This is a genomic window from Lentzea aerocolonigenes (assembly GCF_000974445.1).
Classification (GTDB): Bacteria; Actinomycetota; Actinomycetes; order Mycobacteriales; family Pseudonocardiaceae; genus Lentzea; species Lentzea aerocolonigenes.
In genome coordinates this window covers 16282-38992 of sequence record NZ_BBOJ01000017.1, presented here as the reverse complement: position 1 = coordinate 38992, position 22711 = coordinate 16282, and the positions used below count along the sequence as shown (strand labels likewise).

Annotated in this window: 23 protein-coding genes and 2 pseudogenes; 11 read left to right on the top strand and 14 right to left on the bottom strand. The window is 68.7% G+C overall.

The window, feature by feature from the left end; translation table 11 throughout:
* The 3 genes from AOM45_RS30485 to AOM45_RS30475 form a co-directional block, all read right to left on the bottom strand.
* On the bottom strand, positions 1-882 hold the full coding sequence (locus tag AOM45_RS30485; protein WP_236703889.1) for an SRPBCC family protein: 882 nt from the start codon (positions 880-882) through the stop codon (positions 1-3).
* 3 nt (positions 883-885) lie between these two features.
* Positions 886-1197, bottom strand: coding sequence for an ArsR/SmtB family transcription factor (locus AOM45_RS30480; RefSeq protein ID WP_030466509.1), 312 nt, complete (start codon positions 1195-1197; stop codon positions 886-888).
* 651 nt (positions 1198-1848) lie between these two features.
* A complete protein-coding gene (locus AOM45_RS30475) occupies positions 1849-2307 on the bottom strand; it encodes a GyrI-like domain-containing protein (RefSeq protein WP_030466508.1) in 459 nt (152 codons plus the stop codon).
* A 74-nt stretch (positions 2308-2381) separates the two neighbouring features.
* Here AOM45_RS30475 and AOM45_RS30470 point away from each other — a divergent pair, with 74 nt between their 5' ends.
* Complete coding sequence (locus AOM45_RS30470; RefSeq protein WP_051783026.1) at positions 2382-3575, top strand: aminotransferase-like domain-containing protein; 1194 nt, start codon at positions 2382-2384, stop codon at positions 3573-3575.
* A gap of 91 nt (positions 3576-3666) precedes the next feature.
* On the opposite strand, the gene AOM45_RS30465 is transcribed toward AOM45_RS30470, so the two are convergent.
* Positions 3667-4089, bottom strand: a complete 423-nt coding sequence (locus AOM45_RS30465) for a PPOX class F420-dependent oxidoreductase (protein ID WP_030466506.1) — start codon at positions 4087-4089, stop codon at positions 3667-3669.
* A gap of 103 nt (positions 4090-4192) precedes the next feature.
* Between AOM45_RS30465 and AOM45_RS30460 the strand changes: the two genes are divergently transcribed.
* Both AOM45_RS30460 and AOM45_RS30455 read left to right on the top strand, forming a co-directional pair.
* Entirely contained in the window at positions 4193-4885 is a 693-nt protein-coding gene (locus AOM45_RS30460; RefSeq protein WP_030466505.1) for an SDR family NAD(P)-dependent oxidoreductase, read from the top strand.
* Positions 4885-5676: a helix-turn-helix transcriptional regulator gene (locus tag AOM45_RS30455; RefSeq protein WP_030466504.1), complete on the top strand. Its 792-nt coding sequence runs from the start codon at positions 4885-4887 to the stop codon at positions 5674-5676. The genes AOM45_RS30460 and AOM45_RS30455 overlap by 1 nt, the downstream gene beginning before the upstream one ends.
* A 409-nt stretch (positions 5677-6085) precedes the next feature.
* Here AOM45_RS30455 and rnhA read toward each other — a convergent pair.
* From rnhA to AOM45_RS30440, 3 genes and pseudogenes are all read right to left on the bottom strand, one after another.
* Positions 6086-6529, bottom strand: a pseudogene (gene rnhA, locus AOM45_RS30450) (ribonuclease HI); the annotation flags it as partial.
* A gap of 11 nt (positions 6530-6540) precedes the next feature.
* Entirely contained in the window at positions 6541-6924 is a 384-nt protein-coding gene (locus tag AOM45_RS30445) for a DUF1801 domain-containing protein (RefSeq protein WP_030466502.1), read from the bottom strand.
* Between the two features lie 4 nt (positions 6925-6928).
* Positions 6929-7519, bottom strand: a complete 591-nt coding sequence (locus AOM45_RS30440; protein ID WP_035909660.1) for a TetR/AcrR family transcriptional regulator — start codon at positions 7517-7519, stop codon at positions 6929-6931.
* 61 nt (positions 7520-7580) lie between these two features.
* On the opposite strand from AOM45_RS30440, the gene AOM45_RS30435 reads away from it, so the two are divergent.
* Complete coding sequence (locus AOM45_RS30435; protein ID WP_030466500.1) at positions 7581-8123, top strand: NADPH-dependent FMN reductase; 543 nt, start codon at positions 7581-7583, stop codon at positions 8121-8123.
* Here the strand turns inward: AOM45_RS30435 and AOM45_RS53865 are convergent.
* Positions 8120-9070 (bottom strand): amidase family protein, encoded by a 951-nt coding sequence (locus AOM45_RS53865; protein WP_369406703.1) that lies wholly within the window; start codon positions 9068-9070, stop codon positions 8120-8122. The genes AOM45_RS30435 and AOM45_RS53865 overlap by 4 nt on opposite strands.
* 10 nt (positions 9071-9080) lie before the next feature.
* Between AOM45_RS53865 and AOM45_RS30425 the strand changes: the two genes are divergently transcribed.
* Entirely contained in the window at positions 9081-9659 is a 579-nt protein-coding gene (locus AOM45_RS30425) for a DUF7711 family protein (RefSeq protein WP_156093694.1), read from the top strand.
* Positions 9660-9665: 6 nt separating this feature from the next.
* Here the strand turns inward: AOM45_RS30425 and AOM45_RS30420 are convergent, their stop codons facing one another.
* Complete coding sequence (locus AOM45_RS30420) at positions 9666-10760, bottom strand: beta family protein (RefSeq protein ID WP_030466497.1); 1095 nt, start codon at positions 10758-10760, stop codon at positions 9666-9668.
* A gap of 142 nt (positions 10761-10902) precedes the next feature.
* The gene (locus tag AOM45_RS30415; protein WP_030466496.1) at positions 10903-11580 is read right to left on the bottom strand and encodes an MBL fold metallo-hydrolase; all 678 of its coding nucleotides are present in this window, start codon (positions 11578-11580) and stop codon (positions 10903-10905) included.
* 138 nt (positions 11581-11718) lie between these two features.
* On the opposite strand from AOM45_RS30415, the pseudogene AOM45_RS30410 reads away from it, so the two are divergent.
* A pseudogene (locus AOM45_RS30410) lies at positions 11719-12678 on the top strand (acyltransferase family protein); the annotation flags it as partial.
* Positions 12679-12725: 47 nt separating this feature from the next.
* Here AOM45_RS30410 and AOM45_RS49970 read toward each other — a convergent pair.
* The gene (locus AOM45_RS49970; protein WP_030466494.1) at positions 12726-13478 is read right to left on the bottom strand and encodes a maleylpyruvate isomerase family mycothiol-dependent enzyme; all 753 of its coding nucleotides are present in this window, start codon (positions 13476-13478) and stop codon (positions 12726-12728) included.
* A gap of 225 nt (positions 13479-13703) precedes the next feature.
* Here AOM45_RS49970 and uvrA point away from each other — a divergent pair, with 225 nt between their 5' ends.
* The 3 genes from uvrA to AOM45_RS30395 all read left to right on the top strand — a co-directional run bounded on the left by uvrA (position 13704) and on the right by AOM45_RS30395 (position 17364).
* On the top strand, positions 13704-16583 hold the full coding sequence (gene uvrA / locus AOM45_RS30405) for an excinuclease ABC subunit UvrA (RefSeq protein WP_030466493.1): 2880 nt from the start codon (positions 13704-13706) through the stop codon (positions 16581-16583).
* A complete protein-coding gene (locus AOM45_RS30400; protein ID WP_030466492.1) occupies positions 16583-16765 on the top strand; it encodes a hypothetical protein in 183 nt (60 codons plus the stop codon). The genes uvrA and AOM45_RS30400 overlap by 1 nt, the downstream gene beginning before the upstream one ends.
* A 128-nt stretch (positions 16766-16893) precedes the next feature.
* Positions 16894-17364, top strand: a complete 471-nt coding sequence (locus AOM45_RS30395) for an SRPBCC family protein (protein WP_156093693.1) — start codon at positions 16894-16896, stop codon at positions 17362-17364.
* 16 nt (positions 17365-17380) lie between these two features.
* Here AOM45_RS30395 and AOM45_RS30390 read toward each other — a convergent pair whose 3' ends face one another.
* From AOM45_RS30390 to AOM45_RS30380, 3 genes are all read right to left on the bottom strand, one after another.
* Positions 17381-18322 (bottom strand): vWA domain-containing protein, encoded by a 942-nt coding sequence (locus AOM45_RS30390; protein ID WP_059362770.1) that lies wholly within the window; start codon positions 18320-18322, stop codon positions 17381-17383.
* A gap of 11 nt (positions 18323-18333) precedes the next feature.
* On the bottom strand, positions 18334-19518 hold the full coding sequence (locus AOM45_RS30385) for a vWA domain-containing protein (protein WP_059362767.1): 1185 nt from the start codon (positions 19516-19518) through the stop codon (positions 18334-18336).
* 79 nt (positions 19519-19597) lie between these two features.
* Positions 19598-20194, bottom strand: coding sequence for a TetR/AcrR family transcriptional regulator (locus AOM45_RS30380; protein ID WP_236703888.1), 597 nt, complete (start codon positions 20192-20194; stop codon positions 19598-19600).
* 75 nt (positions 20195-20269) lie between these two features.
* Here AOM45_RS30380 and AOM45_RS30375 point away from each other — a divergent pair, with 75 nt between their 5' ends.
* Both AOM45_RS30375 and AOM45_RS30370 read left to right on the top strand, forming a co-directional pair.
* Complete coding sequence (locus tag AOM45_RS30375) at positions 20270-21442, top strand: FAD-dependent oxidoreductase (RefSeq protein WP_030474119.1); 1173 nt, start codon at positions 20270-20272, stop codon at positions 21440-21442.
* 73 nt (positions 21443-21515) lie between these two features.
* Positions 21516-22664: a hypothetical protein gene (locus AOM45_RS30370; protein WP_162185779.1), complete on the top strand. Its 1149-nt coding sequence runs from the start codon at positions 21516-21518 to the stop codon at positions 22662-22664.
* Positions 22665-22711 lie beyond the last annotated feature (47 nt).

Genomic DNA, 22711 nt, shown 5'->3' with positions numbered 1-22711 from the left:
TCACTTCTCGGCGTAGCGCTTGGCGAGTTCCTCCTCCCGGTCGGCAGGCCAGGGGCAGCGGATCTCGCCCTGCGTGGCGGCGAAGAACAGCTCCAGGTGCACGTGCCACGCGGCCAGGGCTTCGGGGCCGTGGGCGTTCTCCTGGACCAGCGTGACCGTGGTGCCCTGCAACGGCACGTGCTCGAACTCCCAGCGCACCACGCCCTTCGCCTCGCCGTCGAGGAGCCACTCGTACTCCAGCAGGCGCGGCGGCTCGAACCTGATGACATCGCCCGGTGTGAGGCCGGGATGCGCGGCCCTGGGAGGCACAGCGTCCTCGGTGCCTTCGGCGAGGACCTGCCACACGTCGTCGAGCGGCTTCCAGACGAGGTCGCGCACGAACTTCACGCCCGTGGGGGTGTCGACGCCCTCGTCGAGGCCGAACTTCCTGACGTAGTGCTCGATGCGCGGAAGCCATTCCGCCGGCGGCTCGAACTTCGTGCCGTCCGCGTGAGCGACCAGCGCGTCCAGGCAGGTGATCCAGCCGGGTGCGTCGCGGCCGACCGACAGCCTGTTCGTGACCACCGCCGTGAAGACCAGCAGGCAGCCTTCGTCGTCGGGCAGGATCTCGAAGCGCAGCACGTCGTTGAGCCACCGGAACGCGAACACCTTCGGCGGATCGGACTCGAGCAACTCGCCCTCGCCGCCGTCGGAGTCGACCGGCGCCGCCTCGGGGAACGTGAAGCGCATCTTCCGGCCGTCGATCTCGACCTCGGCCGGGAACCAGTGCTTCATCTCGGCCGGATCGGTGACGACCCGCCAGACCTTCTCCGGCGAGTGCCGCAACCTGCGCTCGAAGCGCAGGACGGGCCTGCCCTCGATCATCCGCAGTTCGACGTCCACGGGTCAGTCCCCTTCGATCTCGTCGAGTCGCCGTTCGAGCGCGTCCAGGCTCTTCTCCCACATCCGCCGGTAGGGCGCGAGCCAGGCGTCGATCTCCGCGAGCGGCCCGGGGGAGAGCCGGTACCAGCGCCGTTGGGCGTCGGTGCGCACCTCGACCAGGCCGGCTTCCCTCAGCACCTTGAGGTGCTTCGAGACGGTCGGCTGAGTGAGCGTCATCCGGTCGACCAGGTAGCCGACCGGGCGCTCGCGGTCACGCAGGAGGTCGAGGATCTCCCGGCGGCTCGGATCCGCCAGGACGGCGAATGTAGATGCCATGCGGGCAATATAGCTCGACTGGCATATAGGTGTCGAGTGCTGCCACCTCGATGGTGAGTGGTGGGTGATCGGCTGCGGGGCGCTACACGGAGGGCTGTGTCCCAACAGCGGACCGCGCCCAGACAGCGAACCGCGTCCAGACAGCGGAGTCCCCCCGACGACGAACCGCGCCCCGACAGCGGACCGTGCGATGCCAGTGAACCTCGGGCCACGCCGCGCCAGGTGGGCACGCCGCTGGTTGGTCACGCCGCGCTGGGTGGGCGAGGTCGTGCCGGGTGGGCAAGGTCGTAGAGGCGAGCATCGGCCAGGCCCTCCCCGCCCGCATGGCGCTACCCGTGTGGTGCCCCCACTCGCGTCACGTTGCCTGCGGACACAGCGTCGCCTCCGGTGTGGTGTTGCCCTTGGTGTGGCGCTGCCCGCCCGCGTGGCGTTTGGCCACCGGCACTGCGCAGCCCACCGGCGTGGCGCTGCCACCGGCACAGCACTGCCCGCCCAAGACGCCGCTCGACCGGCACGGCGCTGCCCACCGGCACAGCACTGCCCATCGGCACGGCGCCGCTCGACCGGCACAGCTTGCCCGCCGATGCAGCGCTGCCTGGTGACGCCGGACTGCCGTGGTCGCGTACCCCGTGCGCCACCTCACCTCGTGTGCTACGAGTCGGCCAGGCGAATCGCCACCTCCGTGGTCCACTTGCTCGGGTCCGGCTGCACCGCCGGGTCGGTGAAGTACGTTTCGAGGCGTGCGCCCCACCTGTCGCCATCCCGGTCGAACCGCGCGGTGCCGGCGAGCATCCGGTCGGTGACGGCGGCCAGGCCGTCCGGGCTGCCCTCGTGCAGCGCTACCGCGTACTGGCCGGCGGGCAGCGTTGCCGTGAACACGTCGCCGTCGGCGGGCACCTCCGCGATGGTCGGAATGCCCGCCTCGACCTCGAACTCCTCGCCGGTCACGCGTAAGTACCGCAGGAACGGTGCGCCGAGAACGGGTAACTCGCGGTCGGCCAGCCACTGCATGACCTCGGGCAGGCGGTCGGCGACCTTGGCGAACGTCTCCGTCGTCACAGTGGCCCTGACGGCGGCGTAGGGCTGGGCTGCGCGTGTCTCGATGTCCATGTCGTCACGGTAGCCGCGGGCACCGACAGAAAATCCGCGTCTGACTGGAGGCGCCTCCGATTACCGTGAAGTTCATGCACCGCACCCTCTCCGTGGCCAGCTCCCCGGTGCGCGACCTGCTCGCGCTGACCTCGCGTCCCGAGGTGATCTCCTTCGCCGGCGGGCTTCCCGCTCCCGAACTGTTCGACCTGGACGGTGTGCGCGCCGCCTACGACCTCGCGTTGCGGGACCGGTCAGTGCTGCAATACGCGCCCACAGAAGGAAACCCGGCTCTTCGGGCGCTGGTTTCGGACCGTCTGACGGGCCGTGGACTGCCCACATCGGACGTCCTGATCACCACCGGCTCGCAGCAGGCCCTGACGCTGGTGGCCACCGCGCTGCTGGAACCGGGCGCCGTGGTGGCGGTGGAGGAACCCACGTACCTGGCCGCGTTGCAGTGCTTCCAGATGGCCGGCGCGCGCATCGTGCCCGTCGCCGGCGACGCCGACGGCCTGGATCCGTCCTCGCTGCGGTCCGTCGTGGCCTCGGAGAAGCCCAGCCTGCTCTACCTGGTGCCGACGTTCGCGAACCCGACCGGGCGAACTCTTTCGGCCGAACGCCGCGTGGAGATCGCGGAGATCGCCGCCGAACACGACCTGTGGGTCGTCGAGGACGATCCCTACGGCGAGCTCCGCTACCGGGGCTCGGCGGTCGCCCCGCTCGCTTCCATCAGCGACAGAACCGTTTATCTCGGCAGCTTCTCGAAGATCGGTGCTCCCGGCATGCGCCTGGGCTGGCTGCGGGCACCCGCGGATCTACTCCGCACGCTGGTGATCGTGAAGCAGGCCGCCGACCTGCACACGTCCACTGTGGACCAGGCGGCTGCGGCGGCATATCTCGAGCACAACGATCTCGACGCACACGTCGCACGCCTGTGCGTCGAGTACGGCGCACGCCGGGACGCGATGATCTCCGCGTTGCCCGGCACGGTTCCCGTCGGCACGACGTGGAGCGATCCGGACGGCGGCATGTTCGTGTGGCTGCGGCTGCCCGGCGAAGCGGACAGCGCGGCGCTGCTCAAGGAGGCACTGCGCCACGACGTCGCTTTCGTGCCAGGCGCGCCGTTCTTCGCGACCACGCCAGATCACGCGACGTTCCGGATGTCGTTCACCACCAACACACCGGAGGAGATCGCGGAGGGCATGGCGCGACTGGCGAAGGTGCTGAGGTTAGCCTGCTCGGCGACGAGGCGTTGCGGAGGTCGTCGCGAACTGCGCGATGAACCGTGAACGGGGCGACTTCGCGCTGCGGTGCGGGAGGACGTGACGATGACCGGGGTGGCCCTGGTCGATCACCACGTCTCCCCGCCGTCCACCCCCGCTACGAGCCCTGCTGAACCCAGGGGCCGACGCCGGCCACGCGGTCGACCGTGATGCGCGTGACGAAGCCGGGTGGAGGGTTGTCCATCGGCGGGAACTTCACGTCTGGGCCGAGGTAGGTGTGTGCGAGGCGCTGGAGCAGCTCCGGCGCCCCGCCCTCGGTGATGCGCGCGGTGCCGTAGACGACGAGGTATTCCTGCAGGCCCATTTCGTTGATCTTGGGCGTCTCGACGGACAGGACCACGCGGCCGTCGTTGCGGATGTTGCGGACCTTCTGGTGCGCGGCGAGGTGGCCGGAGACGATCTCGTCGCCGTCCAGGCCCACCCAGACGATCGTGACCTGAGGGGAGCCGTCCGGGCCGAGTGTCACGAGGTGGCCGAGTGCGTTGGACTCCAGCACCGCCCTGGCGGATTCGGGAAGCATACGGAGAGACGCTACGCCGGTTCGCGTGGTTCAGCCTGGTCTTGGCAGACCCAGGAAACAGCGAGTCTGGTTCGGCCTCGCGGACGGGCCGATCGTTGTCGCCATGAAGACGTTTCTGATCACGGGTGGCGGTAGCGGCATCGGCCTGGCGACGGCACGGGTGTTGGTGGAGGAGGGCGCTCGGGTCGTGCTGGCCGGGCGTTCGGAGGAGCGGTTGGCGTTGGCGCGCAAGGGACTCGGCGTCGAGACCGTGGTGGCCGACGTGTCGAGGCTCGCCGACGTCGAGGCGTTGACGGAGCAGGTCGGCGAGGTCGACGGGGTGTTCGCGAACGCCGGGATCGGGGTGTTCGCGGAGTTTGCGAAGATCACCGAGGAGGACGTGGACCGAGTGCTGGCCACGAACTTCAAAGGCGTGTACTTCACGGTGCAGCAGGCGCGTCTCAAGCCCGGCGCGTCGGTCGTGATCAACGCGTCGTGGACGGTCCATCGCGGGTTCGCGGGTGCGTCCCTCTACACGGCCAGCAAGGCGGCGGTGCACAGCCTGGCGCGCACACTCGGTGCGGAGATGCCACACGTTCGCGTGAACACGGTGAGCCCCGGCTACATCGCGACGGACATGTTCCGCGACAACACCGACGACGCCGAGCCGTTCCGCCGGCAGGTGCCGATGGGACGGCTGGGCGAGCCGGAGGACGTGGCGCACGTGGTCTCGTTCCTGCTGTCCGACCGCGCGGCCTACGTGACGGGGCAGGACTTCATCGTCGACGGCGGTCTGGTCGGAGCGATACCGGCATGATGGGGTCCGTGAACGAACTGGGGGAGTTCCTGCGCGCCCGCCGTGCGGCACTGGATCCGCCGGAACGGGCGTCCCGGCGCCGCGTTCCGGGGCTGCGCCGGGAAGAGCTGGCGCAGCTGGCCGGGATCAGCGTCGACTACTACACGCGCATGGAGCAGGGACGCGCCTCGAACGCGTCCGACTCGATACTGGACGCGTTGGCGCAGGCGCTCGGCCTGGACGGCGCCGAGCGCACGCACCTGTACCGGCTGGCGCGGCCCACGCGGGTCGAGGTGCCGTCGGAGGAGGTGCGGCCGGCGTTGCGGTGGCTGCTCGACGCGATCCACGGCGTGCCCGCGATGGTCTTCGGCAGGCGCCTCGACGTGCTGGCGTGGAACCCGCTCGCCGCGGCGCTGGTGACGGACTTCCGCGAGCAGCGGAACATGGTGCGGTACATGTTCACCGACCCGGCCGCGCAGGAACTGTTCGTCGGCTGGATGGACTGCGCGCGCGAGAACGTCGGCTACCTGCGTGCCGACTACGGCGTGCACCCCGACGACCCGGCGCTGCTCGCGCTGGTCGAGGAGATCTCCGAGGTGTCGCCGTTGTTCCGCACGCTGTGGGCCGAGCACCCGGTGCGTGAGCGCGGGCCGATGTTCAAGCGCATGAACCACCCGCAGCTCGGGCCGCTGGAACTGGCCGCGGAACCGCTGACCTCGGACGCGGGGCAGGTGCTGGTCACCTACGTGGCGGCACCTGGTAGCCCGTCGGAGGAGGCCCTGCGACTGCTGGCTTCGCTGGCTGTCACGTGAACGGCGGGTGGTGGCCGGCGGAGTCGGCCGCTGGGTGTCTCGCTGTCACGTGACCGGCGCGGGGGCGGGTGGAGCGTCGCCACCGCCGGCCCTTCCTGCGGTCAGGTGACCAGCGCGGGGGTGGGTGGAGCGTCGCCGCCACAGGCCCTTCCTGCGGTCACGTGAACAGCTCGAGCGCGTCCTCGTGGTACTCGCAGCGCCCGCCGCCGGTCGCGATCGTGCAGGGCGTGCCCTTCTTCGTGAGGGCACCGCACTGCAACGCCGGGTCGTGCACGTGGCACAGCCCGTTCGCGCCGGCCGTGATCGGGCAGGGCGTGCCCTTCTTGGTGGGCGCGCCGCACGGTTCGCCGCTCAGCTCGCGCGGCTGCCTCGGCTTGGCCGCCTTCTTCGGTTTTGCCTGGGGCTGCGTGACTTCCCGCCCCGTCACCTCCTCCACTCCGCGCACGGCCAGCCGGTCGGCGCGCTCGTTCTCCGGGTGGCCCGCGTGGCCCTTCACCCAGTGCCACTCCACCTCGTGCCTGTTGGCGGCTTCTTCCAGGCGGCGCCACAGGTCGGCGTTCTTGACCGGCTCACGGGCCTTCGTGAGCCAGCCGTTCGCCTTCCACCCGTGCACCCACGAAGTGATTCCATTCCGGACGTACGTGCTGTCCGTGTAGAGCTTCACGGTGGACGGTCGCGTGAGGCTCTCCAACGCCACGATGGGCGCCATCAGTTCCATGCGGTTGTTCGTCGTGGGGCCGATGTCACCGCCGTACATGTCCTTCTCGTGCTCGCCGTAGCGCAGCACGGCGCCCCAGCCGCCCGGACCGGGATTGGGGCTGCACGCACCGTCGGTGTAGATCTCGACCTCCATGCGACATGAGGCTACCGACGGGGTCCGACACTCTTTCGCCGACGGTTGTTCGCGATGATGTGGCGGAACATCTCGACCAGCGCCGGCGCGTTGATCGGCTGGTCGCGGTACACGGAGATCATGCGCGCGGTCTTGTTCCCGTGGCCGCTCGTGATGATGTTCTCCGGGTCCGGCACGGCCGCCTTGTCGTAGAGCATCACGTTCACGTGGTCCTTGGTGCCGAGCAACGCGCAGATGTTGCCGTCCAGCACGAAGTACGGCCGGTTCGTGAACTTGATCGTCTCCTCGACGTCCGGGTCGGCCTCGTGGACGAGCCTGCGGACCTCGCGGCAGACGTCCTGCTGCCACTCGGGCAGCCCTGCGATGTAGTCGTCAACGCGCGTGTCGGTGTTCATAGCCCTATGTCGCCGCCATTCGCCGTTTCTCGACATCGTGCCCGTACAGGAACACACGGACTCCGGCCGCGATGTCGTCGTCGTTGGGACGTATACCCCTGATGCTGGGCTCTCCGGTCAGAGTGAGCACCATCAGATGCACTGCCGCACGCTGTGGGTCCTTGAACCCGAGCTTCTCGAGCTCCGCCGCGAGGACCTGCCTCACCTTGCGCGGTCCCGTCTCCTGCCACGCCTCGATCGCGTCGGCGGGGATGTGCGTGAGCTCGGCGTTGATCTGCCGCACCAGCGCGAAGTGCTCGGCGTTGCCCTGCTGCGCGCCCATGGCCTTGCCGAACGCGACCAGGTCCTGCTCCAGGTCGGTGATCTTGTGGAAGTGTCGCTCGATGAGCGCGATCTGGTCGTCCGCGGCCTGGCTGGAGCTGGTCTGGATGACGTTGCGGAAGAGGTCGGCCTTGTCCGCGAAGTGGTTGTAGAGAGTGCGCGTCGAGACCTCGGCCTCTTTCGCGATGGCGTCGATGCTCGCCCGCGAGTAGCCGTCCCTGGCGAACACGCTCAACGCCCCGCGCAGGATCGCCTGCCGCTTGTCCGGTCGCATGGAGCCATCGTAGTACAACGACCGTTGCACTAAGTACCACGAGCGTTGTACTTTGGCCGCCATGCGAATCGCAGTGATCTTGGGGAGCACGCGTCCCGGCCGTCGTTCCGAGGCCGTGGCGCAGTGGGTCCTGAACATCGCCAACACCCGGACCGACGCGACGTTCGAGCTCATCGACCTGGCGGAGGTGAACCTGCCGTTCCTCGACGAGCCCGTGCCGGCCCTCTTCGGCGAGTACGCCAACGCACACACACGAGAGTGGGCGTCACGCATCGCGTCGTACGACGGCTTCGTGTTCATCACGCCGGAGTACAACCACTCGTTCCCGGCCGTCCTGAAGAACGCTCTGGACTACCTGTACGCGGAGTGGAACGACAAGGCCGCCGGGTTCGTGGGCCTGGGCGGAGGCGGTGGCCTGCGCGCCGTCGAGCAGTTGCGCCTGGTGCTGGCGGAACTGAAGGTGGCGACCGTGCGCACTCAGGTCGTGCTGGGGCGTGGCGCGCTGCAGGAGGGGTTGCAGCAGCACGACGAGCTCAACGCGATGCTCGACGAACTGGTGGCGTGGGCGTCGGCGCTGAGGTCGGTGCGGGCGGTGGCGGCCTAGCGCGGTGGCCAGGGCGCGGCCTCCACCGCGCCCGAGACCAGGCGTGCGGCGGCGACCAGGTCGGCTTCCCGGCCGTGCCTCGCCACGGCCTGCAGGCCCACCGGCAGGCCGCAGGAGTCGAAGCCGGCCGGGATGCTGATCGCCGGGTGCCCGCTCAGGTTGAACGCCCAGGTCAGCGCGGTGTTGATCCGCGCGCCCGGACCGTCGTGGCCGTGCGGCGGTCCGGGCGTCGTCGGCGTGAGCAGCAGGTCCGCGTGCTCGAACAGCTCGTCCAGCGCCGGGTTCGGGCCGCAGCGGCCCGCGAACCAGTCCTCGGCGGGATCCGGCAGCGTCAGCGCGACGGACCGAGGCCGCAACGGTGCCGCTGCTTCGAACGCGATCTCGGCCTGTTCGTCGTCCACGGACGCGAAGCCCAGGTCAGGCGACCAGACGGCGGTGGGCGAGCTGACCTCCGACGTGCCCAGATAGGTCGCCAGCAGGGCGGGATCGCGGGTGAACACGCCGACCGCAGCCCGTTCCGACGAGGTCGTCTTCAGCCCGAACACGCCGCACCACGCGGCCGGGACGCGGATCGAGCCCGCGCCGTCGACGCCCGTGGCCAGCGGCACGACACCCGAGGCCACCGCGACGGCCGAACCCGCCGACGAACCGCCCGGTGTGCGGTCGAGGTTCCATGGGTTCCGTGTGACGCCACGAGAGTTGCGGCCCCACGTCTGCCAGGGGGTCGTGCCATCGGGCGTGGTGGTCAGACCGATGGGAACGCAGCCGAGCGCCATGAGTGCTTCACGGTGGCTGCGGCGCTCGCCGTGCTTCACCGCGATGGGTGTGCCTGCGAGCGGCAGCGACGGGTCCACCGCGGGGAAGGAGTCGAAGACCGTGTGGAACGCACACAGCACCGGTTCCACGTCCTCCAACCGGGCCAGAGCCTCGGCAACCAGGTCAGGCATCATCCACCCCGTGAAATGGTCTCGCGCTGTGCACCACCTGGCTGAGCTCGCGGAGAAGTGCGCCGAGCAACCCAGCGGGTTCTTCCGGTTCCAGGTCGTCGAACTGTGGGCGTTCGGCGACCTGCTCGACGTGCCGAGAGACCTCGAGGTCATCGAGGTCGCGCTGGTCACCGACCTGCCGTTGGACGAGGTGCCGTGGATGACCGAGCCACTCGGTGCTGAGCACTGGGCGAACTCGACCCGGTTGTCGCGCAACCCGATCCACGCGTTGTGGCGGTCGAACGAGGCACCGGTGTGGAACCACTACATCGAACGGCCCGCGCTGATCTGGAGCGCCGCGGACGGCATCAACCAGGAAGCTCTGGTCGCGGTCAGCGACGGCACCGCCGAGCTGGTGCGCGAGGCCGCGCCGACGCCGGAGGAGCTCCGCCGGCGCGTCGACGACGAGCTGGCGGTGAGCCTGGCCGCCCTGCGCAGGGCGAACCAGGACTACACCGACCGCCGCTGGGCTCCGGGCAAGCTCACGCCGTACTCGGACGCGTTGTGGCGCACGACCACCGGGTACCTCGACCTGCTGGACGTGAAGTAGCACAGGTCACAGCTCGGACGGTGCGCGCCGGGCGAGGTGTTCGAGGTGGTGCGACATCGCGATCGCGACCCATCGTGACACCGTGCTCGCGGTCCTCCCACCACCTCTTCTGCACCCCGCCAGCTCGCCGTCGCCCCAGGAGTAGTCACGTCCGGCGAACTCCGGCCGGGAGACGAGCTCGTCGGCCAGGTCGGTGAAGGCCTCGGCGGCCGCGCCCGGCGCCACCTTGCCGCCGTCTCTGGCGAGTTGCCGGCGCATCGCTATCACGCAGTTCGGCACCGTGTAGTAGAGGTACGGGTTGATCGTGCGCGGTCCGGGCGTGCCCTGCGCGGGAGGGCGGGCGTGGACCACGCCGTAGTCGCCGTAGTGGAGTTCCGCGCCGTCCACGCGGCTCGCGATCTCCCGCCACAGCAGGACTTCCGGCCGGTCTCGGACCGCCGTCACGAACCCGTGCCGGTCGGCCGGGATCGACCCGGCGAGCAGCGTCGTCGAGGACGGTCCGAGGCGCGCGGTGAGCGATCTGGCGAGCGACAGCGCCGCCTGGGCCTGCCGCGGCTGCACGGCTTCCACGTGGCCCAGGTCGATGATCGCGTGCACGGGGTTGTCGTCGATCCGCGCACCGCGGACGATCCGCCGGAGGCGGTCGTCGAGCTGGTCCGCGGAGAGGTCGAGGTGCCGGAAACGGATCACGACCGGTCGTGGCCGGTGCTCCTGGAGCATCGCGACCCTGCCCAGCTCGTCGTCCGTCGCCAGATCGGAGACGACGGGGATCAAGGCCGGGACGTCGGGGGCGAGCAGACCGCACTCGTCGAGCAGCGCCTGCTCGATGCGGTTGTCGAGGTGCTCGAACGGGCCGCCGGGGCACTGGGAGAGCGGCGCCGCCGGGCTGAGCAGGTGCAGGTCGATCCACACGGGTCGCAGGCGTTGCGCCAGGAGAACCGAGGCGTCGACCAGTGCTTTCATGAGTCGCCCACGGCCTTCGGGCGCAACGGAGTCGAGCAGTTCGACGACGACCCTGGGACTGCTCCGGCCGGTCAGGTTGAGCAGGGATTCGAACTCGCCCATCTTGCTCTTCATCGCGATCAAAGGCTTGAAGGACATGGCGCAGCCCCCTCCGCAGCGTCAGCTTCGATCATGCTGGGCTGCGAATCGGGGCGTGGCCCACCGGACGGGTGAAATCCAAGGCCGAAGCCGATGTGGCTCCCGGCGTCGTTTCACGCGGGAGCCACTTCGGGTGAGGCGACTACCAGCCGCGGGCGCGCCACTCCGCGAGTGAAGGGCGTTCCTTGCCCAGCGTCGAGTCGTCGCCGTGGCCCGGGTAGAACCACGTGTCGTCGGGCAGGACGGCGAACAGGCGGTCCTCCACGTCGTTGATCAGGGACGCGAAGTTGTCCGCGGACGTGGTCTTCCCCACACCCCCCGGAAAGAGTGAATCTCCGGTGAAGAGGTGCGGGTGGCCGTTCGGGTCGTCGTAGAGCACCGCGATCGAGCCAGGGGTGTGGCCGCGCAGGTGGATGATCGACAACGGGACTTCGCCCACGTTGATGGTGTCGCCGTGCTCCACCTGGACGTCCGGTGGGACGGGCAGGACGGCGGCGTCGAGCTCGTGGGCGACCGTGTTCGAACCGTGGGCGCCGGCCAGTGCTCCCAGCGCCTGCCAGTGATCGGCGTGCTGGTGCGTCGTCACGATCGTGCGCAGGCGCGGGCGTGACGGGATGTGGCCGAGCAGGTCGGACAGGCGCTCGTAGTCGTTGGCCGCGTCGATGAGCAACGCCTCGTTCGTGGACCGGCAAACCAGCAGGTAGGCGTTGTTGTCCATCGGTCCGACGGAGATCTTCGTGATGGTCAGCGCGTCCAGCGTGCGACGGGCGGCGGGGCCCTCTGGATCGACGTGACCGGTGTAGTTCTCGAGTACGTCCACGGTGGCAGACGGTAGTCGCTCGATGCGGCGAGACGCACACCTTCAGGTTGCATACAGGTCTCACTCATAGGGTAAGTAAGGATCAAGCTCCGACCCCCGAGTACGCCGAAAGAACCAACGAACAGGTCCCCGCCTCTCGTGATTCCAGCGCAACGAGCAAAGCCCCGGACGGCCCGCAGGGTCAGCTGGGACGTCCTTCGCGTCGTCGCCATCGGGTGCGTGTTGCTCCACCACGCGACGCTCGTCAGCGTCAGCAGCCACCCCGATCTCGGCCCGCTGCCGTTCACGTTCCCCATGTCGATGGGCGCCAGCACGCTGATGGTCGTCTCGGCGTTCTTCGCGTGTGCGTCGCTCAACAGCGGCAAGCCGGCGCAGTTCCTGTGGAGAAGACTCGCGCGCCTGCTGCCGGCGTACATGGCGGCGGTGTTGCTCACGTACTCGGTGCAGCGGTGGGTCGCGCCGGAGGGGTGGAGCCAGCTCGACAGCAGAGACGTCGTCTACAACCTGCTGCTGATCAACCAGTGGTTCCCGGACGTCAACATCGTCGACTTCGCCTACTGGACCGTGCCGGTGCAGATCGCGGCGTTCATCGCCGGTGCGGTGCTCGTGAAGTTCCTAAGAGGTACGAAGCTCCGTGTCTTCCTTTGGGCGCTCATCATCACGCCGCTGCTGCTGCGCCCGTTGCTGAACCATTCGCACACGCTCTTCACGGTCTACAACGGTTTCGCGCTGCACAGGGCGCAGTTGTTCGCCGCAGGGATCGCCATCTGGCTGTGGTCGAAGCACCGCCTGAAGACCCCGCACCTCGTGGCGCTGCTCGTCGCCACCCTGATAGCCCAGGCGATTCACACGACCGAGTACGGATCTACGCTCGGCTTCGCTGTGTTGCTACTCATGGTGTGCGCAGCGGCCGCTGGACCCGATTGGGTGTTCTTCGAACCCATCGCCAAGCCGATCACCTGGCTCGCCGGCATCTCGTACGGGGTCTACCTCGTGCACGAGCAGATCGGCACCGTGGTGATGGACCGCATGCACGCCGTTGGGCTGCGGTCCTGGTGGCTGATCGCCGGGTTCTTCACCTCGGCGCTGGTGCTCGGCTGGGCGATGACCAGGTTCGTCGAACGACCCGCCTACAGGCTCCTGACTCAGAGCCAGTCGGGCAGCTCCGGCAGTTCACCGCGCAGGCCGGCGCCGTCCGTCCTGCCGGTCAGCCACCCGAGGACGGCGCTCGCCGACCCGCTCACCGAGCTGCGGCTCGCCGGGCCGTTGACCTTCCAGATGCGCTGAGCACCGTCGGGCAGGGTCACCTCGATGCTGATCGGGTCGACCCTGCCCTCGAACTGCTTCACGGCGTCGTCGAGGAACTCCTCCACGAAGTCGGCGGGCAGGTCGTCGAACCCGACCCCGGCGTTCAGGTCGATCAGGTGGATCCAGATCTCCCGCAGCCGGAACAACGGCACCGTGGACGCCGGGATCGCCTGGCCCTTGGGCGCGGTGACCTCGGAACGCCACGCGTGCGCGGGCATCTCGCGGCACGCGGCCTCGAACCGCAGGCACGCGGAGTCCAGGTCCGCCTTGATCACCTGCAGGATCCGGCGGGAGCCCTCCTCGATGTCCGCGTCGCGGTCCGCCCGCGACGCGTAGGCCTGGTGCTCGACCCCGGTCCGCGCCCAGGTGAGCAGGTTCACCAGCGCGTCGGCGTTGCGCGCGAGGTGGGTGATGACGTGTCCGCGGGTCCAGCCGGGGAGCAGGCTCCGGCCGCGCATCGCGGCCTCGTCCAGCTCCTCGACGACCTCGTACAGCACGTCCGTCGCCTGGCGCACCGCGTTGATGTGCCGGTCCGGCACACCTCGCGGGGCAGGTACCGACGTGTGCTGCGTGGACGGCGTGTAGGTCATGTGTTGCCTCTCCCCGACGTTGAGGCTTCTGATCGAAGTGACCAGCCTAGGAGTAAACCCAGCTCAGGGGAATGCGACAGCGCCCGGAACCGTTTTTGTCAGGGGTCGCCCCTAGCATGGTCGGCGGGTCGGTCGCAGCCTCCGGAACGATGCTAGTACGCTTCGAACGCTTGTTCGGAAGAGTGTGGCGTGAGTGACCCGCCGATCGCAGCCGAAGGGACCCCAGTGGCAGACCGTCTTGTCGTTCGCGGCGCCCGCGAGCACAACCTGCGCAGCGTGGATCTCGACCTGCCGCGGGACAGCCTCATCGTCTTCACGGGGCTGTCCGGCTCCGGCAAGTCGAGCCTCGCGTTCGACACGATCTTCGCCGAAGGTCAGCGCCGCTACGTCGAGTCGCTGTCGGCGTACGCGCGTCAGTTCCTCGGGCAGATGGACAAGCCCGACGTCGACTTCATCGAGGGCCTCTCGCCCGCGGTCTCGATCGACCAGAAGTCCACGAGCCGCAACCCGCGCTCGACCGTCGGCACCATCACCGAGGTCTACGACTACCTGCGCCTGCTCTACGCGCGCGCCGGCAAGCCGCACTGCCCGCAGTGCGGCGAGGCGATCGGCAAGCAGACGCCGCAGGAGATCGTCGACCAGGTGCTCGCGATGGAGCAGGGCACCAAGTTCCAGGTGCTCGCGCCGGTCATCCGCGGCCGCAAGGGCGAGTACCTCGACCTCTTCCAGAACCTGCAGGGGCAGGGCTACTCGCGCGCGAAGGTCGACGGCGTCGTCTACGCGCTCGCCGACGTGCCCAAGCTCAAGAAGCAGGAGAAGCACCACATCGCGGTCGTCATCGACCGGCTCAGCGTCAAGGCGTCGTCGAAGCAGCGCCTCACCGACTCGGTCGAGACGGCGCTGAGGCTGGCGGACGGCCTGGTCGAGCTCGAGTTCGTGGATCTTCCGGAGACGGACCCGAAGCGGATCAGGGGCTTCTCCGAGAACCTCGCGTGCCCCAACGGCCACCCGCTCGCGATCGAGGACCTGGAGCCGCGGTCGTTCTCCTTCAACTCGCCGTACGGCGCGTGCACGGTCTGCACGGGCATCGGCGTGCGCAAGGAGGTCGACCCCGAGCTCGTGGTCCCGGACGACGAGCTGACCCTCGAAGAGGGCGCCATCGCGCCGTGGGCCGGCGGGCAGACCGCCGAGTACTTCACCCGCCTGCTCCAGTCGCTCGGCGAGACCATCGGCTTCCGCATGGACCAGCAGTGGCGGCTGCTGCCCGCCAAGGCGCAGAAGGCGATCCTGCACGGCATCGACGAGCAGGTGCACGTCCGCTACAAGAACCGCTACGGCCGTGAGCGCTCCTACTACGCCAACTACGAGGGCGTGATCCCGTTCCTCGAACGGCGCCAGGAGCAGACCGAGTCCGAGTACATGCGGGAGAAGTACGAGGGCTACATGCGCGAGGTCCCGTGCCCCGCGTGTGCCGGCACGCGGCTCAAGCCGGAGATCCTCGCGGTCACGCTGCACCACGGCAAGAAGGGCGACAGGTCCATCGCCGAGGTCTGCGCGATGAGCGTCGCGGAGTGCTCGGACTTCCTCGACGGGCTCAAGCTCGGCAAGCGCGAGTCGATGATCGCGGGCGCGGTGCTCAAGGAGATCCAGGCCCGCCTGCACTTCCTGCTCGACGTGGGCCTCGACTACCTGTCGCTGGACCGCGCGTCCGGCACCCTGTCCGGCGGTGAGGCGCAGCGCATCCGCCTCGCCACGCAGATCGGTTCGGGTCTGGTCGGCGTGCTGTACGTGCTGGACGAGCCGTCGATCGGCCTGCACCAGCGCGACAACCACCGGCTGATCGAGACGCTGACCAGGCTGCGCGACCTCGGCAACACACTGATCGTCGTCGAGCATGACGAAGACACCATCCGCACCTCGGACTGGGTGGTCGACATCGGCCCCGGCGCCGGTGAGCACGGCGGCAAGGTCGTGCACAGTGGCCCGTACAAGAAGCTGCTGACGAACAAGGACTCGATCACCGGCGCGTACCTGTCGGGCCGCAAGCAGATCCCGATGCCCGCCAAGCGCCGCAAGATCGACAAGAAGCGCCAGCTCACGGTCGTCGGCGCGCGCGAGCACAACCTGCGCGGCATCGACGTGTCGTTCCCGCTCGGCACGCTCACGTCGGTGACGGGCGTGTCCGGCTCCGGCAAGTCGACGCTGGTCAACGACATCCTGGCCACGGTGCTCGCGAACAAGCTGAACGGCGCGCGTCAGGTCCCCGGCCGGCACACCCGCATCAACGGCCTGAACGAGGTCGACAAGCTCGTGCGGGTCGACCAGTCGCCGATCGGCCGCACGCCGCGGTCGAACCCGGCCACCTACACCGGCGTCTTCGACCACGTCCGCAAGCTGTTCGCGGCGACCACCGAGGCGAAGGTCCGCGGCTACCAGCCGGGCCGGTTCTCGTTCAACGTCAAGGGCGGCCGCTGCGAGGCGTGCGCGGGCGACGGCACGATCAAGATCGAGATGAACTTCCTCCCGGACGTCTACGTCCCCTGCGAGGTGTGCAAGGGCGCGCGGTACAACCGCGAGACGCTGGAAGTGCACTACAAGGGCAAGACGATCTCCGAGATCCTCGACATGCCGATCGAGGAGGCGGCCACGTTCTTCGAGCCGATCAACGCCATCTACCGCCACCTGAAGACGTTGGTCGAGGTCGGTCTGGGCTACGTGCGGCTGGGCCAGCCGGCGCCCACGCTGTCCGGTGGTGAGGCGCAGCGCGTGAAGCTCGCGTCGGAGCTGCAGAAGCGGTCGACGGGCAAGACGGTCTACATCCTCGACGAGCCGACGACGGGTCTGCACTTCGAGGACATCCGCAAGCTGCTGGGCGTCATCAACGGCCTGGTGGACAAGGGCAACACCGTCATCGTCATCGAGCACAACCTCGACGTCATCAAGACGTCCGACTGGATCGTCGACATGGGTCCCGAAGGTGGCTCCGGCGGCGGTATGGTCGTGGCAGAGGGCACACCCGAGCAGGTCGCCGCGGTCGAGAAGAGCTACACGGGGCAGTTCCTGCTGCAGGTGCTCGAGAACGAGGAGGTGTCGGCGGCAGGGTGATGATTCCACTCGATGCGCTGGCCCACCGCGAGCGCATCCTTCAGGCGTCGCGCGGTGAGCCCACGGCGCGACGCGTCAACCTCGTTGAGGTGCTCGACTCGTCGGAGCAGGCACTCCGCCGAGCCGCGGCTGTCGGCTGGGTGCGGACCCTGGAACGGTTCCCCCGCCTCGCCGGCAAGTGAACACGAACGGCCTGGTGGGACGCTCGAGGCCCGCTTGAGCCGGATCCCACGCCGTGAGGAATTTCCCGATCCTGTGAGTTTGGTCGAGAAACTGTCACTCGAACGAGCTATCCGGGATGATGGCGGCCGTGTCACTCAACCGCTATCGCTTCCGCAGCGTGTGGCACGTCGACGCGCCTCCGTTCGCCGTGTACGAGGTGCTGTCCGACATCGCGAACTACCCGGTGTGGTGGCCGGAGGTGCGCGCGGCCACCAAGATCGACGACGAGACCGGCGAGCTCCGGTGCCGTTCGTTCCTGCCGTTCGACCTCGTCGTGCAGGTCAAGCACAGCATCAGGAACCAGCAGGCCGGTCTCCTGCGCGCCACGTTGTCCGGTGATCTCGAAGGCTTCGCCAGCTGGGAGATCATCGGCAAGGACGGCGGCACGGACCTCCTGTTCGACCAGGAGGTCGTGGTCAACAAGGCGTTGCTGCGGCGGCTGGTGCTGATCGCCAGGCCGTTCTTCCGCGGCAACCACGACCTGATGATGCGCGGTGGCCTCAAGGGCCTGAAGCAGCAGCTCGAGGCGCAGGCCGCGAGCCGCCGCGAGGCTCAGTAGCGGCGAAAGCCCGGCATCAGCGCACGCAGCCCACGCCCCACTTCGCCCACACCTCACTGGGCACGTCGCCGCAGAACATCTCGTAGCTGGCGACCACGTAGTGCCACGCCTCGTCCTTGAACTCGAACATGACCGGGAACGACACGCCGGTGCCGGGGTCGAGGTCCGCCTGGGCGAGCACGAACCGGTCCTGCTGGCAGTTGAGCTCGGTGAGGCGCGCGGGCTGCTTCTGCTGGTCCTTCACCGGGTGCAGCGGCTGGAGCACCGCCAGGGTCACCGACGCGCACAGCTTGGGCGTCTCCTGCGGCACCAGGTTGGCGGGCACCGAGATCGCCTTCATAGTGGTCACGAGCTCGTCGGAGGTCTTGGTGAGACGCGGGGGCTGCGCCTCGGTGGCAGCGGCGATCGCGGTGAGGGCCTTGACCTGGTCCGGGGCGAGCCGGTGGCCGACGAACCGGAAGTCGATCTTCACTCCGGCCTTGGCGGTGTGCTGCTCGACGAGCGAACGGACCTCGTCGGCGTTCTTGCCGCAGGTGTCGGCGCCACCGCGCGCGACCACGACGACGCGATTCGAGACAGAGCCGCGGAACGGATACGTGCGCGCGAAGTCGTCGATCGCCGCGAGCATCCCGCTCAGCAACGTCGCCTTGCCCTCAGGCTTGATCGCACGGGCCGCGTCACCGATCTCGCCCGCCTGCCCGGTACCCGGTGTGACGAGCTCAGCGGTGTTCGACCCGTCGCACGCGCCACCGAACCGGCGCAGTGCCAACGAATCCTCACCCGGCATGGTCGTTGCGGCGGTGCCGACGGCGTCCGCCACCTCGCGGAAGTCGGACGACTCGGAGGCGTCGACCAGGAAAGTCGTGCGGTGGTCCGGGGTCAGGTGCACCCACAGGCCACCGATCACCAGTCCCAGCACCAGAACGACGGCACCCGCTGCCGCCGGCCAGCGCTTCATCCGAATCCTTCTCACCGCTGGTAGTCACCGATCTGGACGACGGCCTTGTCGCTCGACCGGGCGCACTTCAGCGGCACCTGCGCGTGTGCGAGCCCGTCTTCGTACGGCCAGGAACAGGTCCAGTCACCGGACTCCCAGAGCAGGAGCTGTCCCGCCACCTGACCGGCGTCGATCGCCACCTTGTAGCGGTCCGCGACGTCGAGCGCGGCCGGGCAGTCGAGCCGGCCGCTCAGGACGGTGACCTTCCGCTGGCCCTCACGGCAGATGACCGGTTCCTGGAGACAGTCGAAGTTCCACGCCTTCCAGACCTCCTTCGGCACCTGACCGCACGGCAGGTCGGTCTGCGCCATGGTCTTCTGCCACGTGTCGTTCTCGAACTCGAACACGACCGGCAGGTCCTGCGCCTCGCGCTTCGGCGTGTTCAGCGTCGCGAGCACGTAGCGGTCCTGCTCGCACTTCACGTCGAAGTACGTCAGGCCGGGCTCCGGCAGGTACTTGGCCGCGAGCGACTCGGGGGAGACCATGTCGCACGGCGCGGTCTTGACCGGCAGGTTCGCGGGTGCCGAGATCTCCTTCATCGTCGTGACCAGCTCGTCCGAAGTCTTGGTGAGCCGCGGTTTCTGCGCGTCGGCGGCGGCCGCGACCGCGTTGAGGACCTTGACCTGCTCCGGAGTCAGCCGGTGGCCGACGAACCGGAAGTCGATCTTCACGCCGGTGCGCGAGAGGTGGTCCCGCATGATCGCCCGCATCTCGTCGGCGTTCTTGCCGCAGGTGTCGGCGCCACCGCGCGCGACCACGACGACGCGATTCGAGACAGAGCCGCGGAACGGATACGTGCGCGCGAAGTCGTCGATCGCCGCGAGCATCCCGCTCAGCAACGTCGCCTTGCCCTCAGGCTTGATCGCACGGGCCGCGTCACCGATCTCGCCCGCCTGCCCGGTACCCGGTGTGACGAGCTCAGCGGTGTTCGACCCGTCGCACGCGCCACCGAACCGGCGCAGTGCCAACGAATCCTCACCGGACATGTTCGCCGCGGCGGTGCCGACGGCGTCCGCCACCTCACCGAAGCCGGACGACTCTGAAGCGTCGACCAGAAAAGTCGTGCGGTGGTCAGGAGTCAGGTGCACCCACAGGCCACCGATCACCAGTCCCAGCACCAGAACGACGGCACCTGCCGCCGCCAGCCAGCGTTTCACCGCGTTCCCCCTGGACCCTGCGCGTCATGTTCTGCGAGTAGACGGCGAGTGGTTCCGTCAGGTTCCGCCGGGAAAGAAATCAGCTCCGGCTGGACAGGTGGCGCACCAGCAGCGCCAGCTGTTCCGCGTACTTCGACGCGAACTCCGGTGTCGCCGGGTCCTCTCCGGTGATCTGGCTCGCGGTGTGCCGCAGGGTCAACGGTGCGGACGCCGCGGCCATCAGCACCAGCAGCAGGAAACCGGGATCCAGGTCCGCCGGGAGCTCGCCCGCCTTCTGCCGGTCCCGCATCTGCTCGACCTGGGCGCGCAGAAAAGCCTCGTCGGTGGGCGGGCTGTCACCGGCGAGGTTCGACCAGGCCCACAGCCGGCCCTGGTCGGTGAGCGTGGTCGCCACGAAGTTCGCGAGCACCTGGTCCAGCGGCTGCTCCTGGCTCGCCATCTCGGCCGCGTCGTTGTGCCAGCTCGTGGCGATCTCCTTGTACAGCCCCTCTTTGCCGCCGAAGTAGTACGAGATCAGCTGCTTGTTCACGCCCGCGCGCGCCGCGATGTCCGTCGTGCGCGTGGCCGCGTAGCCCTTCGCGCCGAACTCCGCCGCGGCCGCCTCCAGGATGCGGGCCCGCGTGCGTTCCGGGTCGCGCTTGCGTTCGGAAGCGCTGGGAGAGCGGCGTTGATCCACCGTCACACGGTAGCCGACCGGCCGGTGTCAACCAACGGGTTGACTTAATCAACCAAGCGGTTGAAACTTGGCGACATGAGAATCGCAGTGGTCGGTGGGGGAATCGGCGGGCTGTGCCTGGCGCACGGGTTGCGCAAGGCCGGCGTGGACGTGGCGGTGTACGAGCGCGAGCTGTCGCGGACGGACCGCCAGCAGGGGTACCGGGTGCACATCAACCCGCACGGTGCCGCTGCGCTGCGGGAGTGCCTGCCCGCGGCGAACTGGGCGCGGTTCGAGCGCAGCGCGGGGCACGGCGGCAACGGGTTCGGCTTCGTGACGGACCAGCTCAAGCCGTTGCTGGTGCTGGACCCGGAGACGGAGCAGCACTACTCGGCGAGCCGCATCACGCTCAGGCAGGTGCTGCTGGACGGCCTGGACGTCCAGTTCGGGAAGAGGTTCGAACGGTACGAGCAGAACGGCGACATCAAGCTCTGCTTCGAGGACGGCACCACGGCGGAGTGCGACGTGCTGGTCGGCGCGGACGGGATCCGGTCGCGCGTGCGCAAGCAGTACCTGCCGCACGCGGGCACCGAGGACGTCGGCGTCACGGCGATCGCGGGGAAGCTGTTCCTCGACGAGAACCCCTGGCTGCCGTCGGAGCTGGTCGTCAGGGCCAACTCGGTCATCCCGGCGGGCCGGGCGGGGATGTTCCTCGCCGCGCACGACGGACTGGGCGTCACCGACTCGGAGGGCCTGCTGTTCGACAACGTCCGGCCGTACCTGATGTGGGCCTACGCCGCCGCGGACATGGAGATCCACGACGGGATGGACCTGCAACGCGAGGTCCTCCACCGGATCTCGCGGTGGAGCCCTGAGCTGCAACGGGTCGTGTCCTCCTCGCCGGTCGAGACGGTCAGCGAGTGGCGCATCCGGTCGGCGAAGCAGATCGAGCGCTGGCAGCCCACGAACGTCACGTTGCTCGGTGACGCGATCCACGCGATGACGCCGATGATGGGCATCGGGGCGAACGTCGCGTTGCGGGACGCTCAACTGCTCGCGCGGTGCATCGTCGAGGGCGGTGACTCGATCGCCAGGTATGAAGCCCAGATGTACGACTACGGGTTCGCGGCGGTCCGCGCCTCGCTGAAGGCGGCCCGTCAGTTCGCCGACGGCAGCCCGGTCGCACGGACGATCTTCAAGACCGTGCTGCGGACCGCGAGCGCCGTTCCTGCCCTCAAACGCGCCATGTTCGCAGGTCAGGGCGACTGAGGAAAAAGATTGAACCGTTCTGGGGTTCTCTGCGTGTGTCTGGCGTCGGAGGGCAAGAGCCAGGAGGTTCATGATGATCCGCAAAGGTGTTGCGGTCGTCGCGCTGGGGTTGGTCCCGCTGACCGCCTGCACCGCCGTCCCGGAGAGCAGGCCGGTCGCGCAGAAGCAGGAAAGCGTGGTGGCGCTGAAGGTCGCCGAGATCGACGACCTCGGTCCGGTCGTCACCGACGCCAAGGGCTTCACCCTCTACCGGTTCGACGGCGACAAGCCGAACGAGTCCACTTGCGACGGTGAGTGCGCCGCCGCGTGGCCACCGGCGACCGTCGCCGACGAGAACTTCACGGCGGAGGGCGTGGATGCGGTCGGCAGCATCGTCCGCAAGGACGGCAGCCGTCAGCTCACCGTCGACGGCGTGCCGCAGTACCGGTTCGCCAAGGACACCGAACCCGGCCAGACCAAGGGGCAGGGCCTGCAGGGCAAGTGGTTCGTCACCGGCAAGAACGGTGAACGCACCCGGCTCGCCGCCCGCACCGGGGTCATCGCGGGACTCGGCGCGGTGCTGACCAACGACGCGGGCCTCACGCTCTACCGGTTCGACGGCGACAAGCCCGGTGAGTCCTTTTGCGACGGTGGGTGCGCCGAGAGCTGGCCGCCGGTCGTCGTGGAGGGCGAGCAGCCGCGCGTGAAGGGCGTCGACCCGAAGCTGCTCGGCACGATCACCCGCAAGGACGGCAAGAAACAGCTCACGGTCGCGAACTGGCCGCAGTACACGTTCAAGAACGACACCAAGCCCGGTGAGGCCAAGGGCGTCACGGTGCCGAAGTGGTTCGCCACCGCCACCGACGGCAAGAAGGCCCAGCAGAACAAGGCGATCGCGCTCACCAGTGCGACCGTCGGGGATCTGGGCGTCATCGCCACGGACTCCGCGGGCATGACGCTCTACCGGTTCGACAACGACACCGCGGACCCGTCGAAGAGCACTTGCTCCGGCGACTGCGCGGTGCAATGGCCGCCCGCTTACGTCAGCGAGGGTTTCCAGGTGCAGGGCGTGGATTCCGCCCTCGTGGGGACGATCGAGCGGGACGGGAAGAAACAGCTCACCATCGCCGGATGGCCGCAGTACCTCTTCTCAGGTGACAAGGTCTGCGGCGATGCCAACGGGCAGGGCGTTGGCGGCAAGTGGTGGGCGACGAAGGCCGACGGAAGTCGCGCCGGCCGGTAAGAGGGAGGATGAACGGCGCATTTGTTCACGTCAGGTGGACGAATGCG

Bases quoted from the DNA above. Each gene is read 5' to 3' on its own strand.
- AOM45_RS30480 (WP_030466509.1), bottom strand. From the start codon at position 1,197: ATGGCATCTACATTCGCCGTCCTGGCGGATCCGAGCCGCCGGGAGATC.
- AOM45_RS30475 (WP_030466508.1), bottom strand. From the start codon at position 2,307: ATGGACATCGAGACACGCGCAGCCCAGCCCTACGCCGCCGTCAGGGCC.
- AOM45_RS30470 (WP_051783026.1), top strand. From the start codon at position 2,382: ATGCACCGCACCCTCTCCGTGGCCAGCTCCCCGGTGCGCGACCTGCTC.
- AOM45_RS30465 (WP_030466506.1), bottom strand. From the start codon at position 4,089: ATGCTTCCCGAATCCGCCAGGGCGGTGCTGGAGTCCAACGCACTCGGC.
- AOM45_RS30460 (WP_030466505.1), top strand. From the start codon at position 4,193: ATGAAGACGTTTCTGATCACGGGTGGCGGTAGCGGCATCGGCCTGGCG.
- AOM45_RS30455 (WP_030466504.1), top strand. From the start codon at position 4,885: ATGGGGTCCGTGAACGAACTGGGGGAGTTCCTGCGCGCCCGCCGTGCG.
- AOM45_RS30445 (WP_030466502.1), bottom strand. From the start codon at position 6,924: ATGAACACCGACACGCGCGTTGACGACTACATCGCAGGGCTGCCCGAG.
- AOM45_RS30440 (WP_035909660.1), bottom strand. From the start codon at position 7,519: ATGCGACCGGACAAGCGGCAGGCGATCCTGCGCGGGGCGTTGAGCGTG.
- AOM45_RS30435 (WP_030466500.1), top strand. From the start codon at position 7,581: ATGCGAATCGCAGTGATCTTGGGGAGCACGCGTCCCGGCCGTCGTTCC.
- AOM45_RS53865 (WP_369406703.1), bottom strand. From the start codon at position 9,070: ATGCCTGACCTGGTTGCCGAGGCTCTGGCCCGGTTGGAGGACGTGGAA.
- AOM45_RS30420 (WP_030466497.1), bottom strand. From the start codon at position 10,760: ATGTCCTTCAAGCCTTTGATCGCGATGAAGAGCAAGATGGGCGAGTTC.
- AOM45_RS49970 (WP_030466494.1), bottom strand. From the start codon at position 13,478: ATGACCTACACGCCGTCCACGCAGCACACGTCGGTACCTGCCCCGCGA.
- AOM45_RS30400 (WP_030466492.1), top strand. From the start codon at position 16,583: ATGATTCCACTCGATGCGCTGGCCCACCGCGAGCGCATCCTTCAGGCG.
- AOM45_RS30390 (WP_059362770.1), bottom strand. From the start codon at position 18,322: ATGAAGCGCTGGCCGGCGGCAGCGGGTGCCGTCGTTCTGGTGCTGGGA.
- AOM45_RS30375 (WP_030474119.1), top strand. From the start codon at position 20,270: ATGAGAATCGCAGTGGTCGGTGGGGGAATCGGCGGGCTGTGCCTGGCG.
- AOM45_RS30370 (WP_162185779.1), top strand. From the start codon at position 21,516: ATGATCCGCAAAGGTGTTGCGGTCGTCGCGCTGGGGTTGGTCCCGCTG.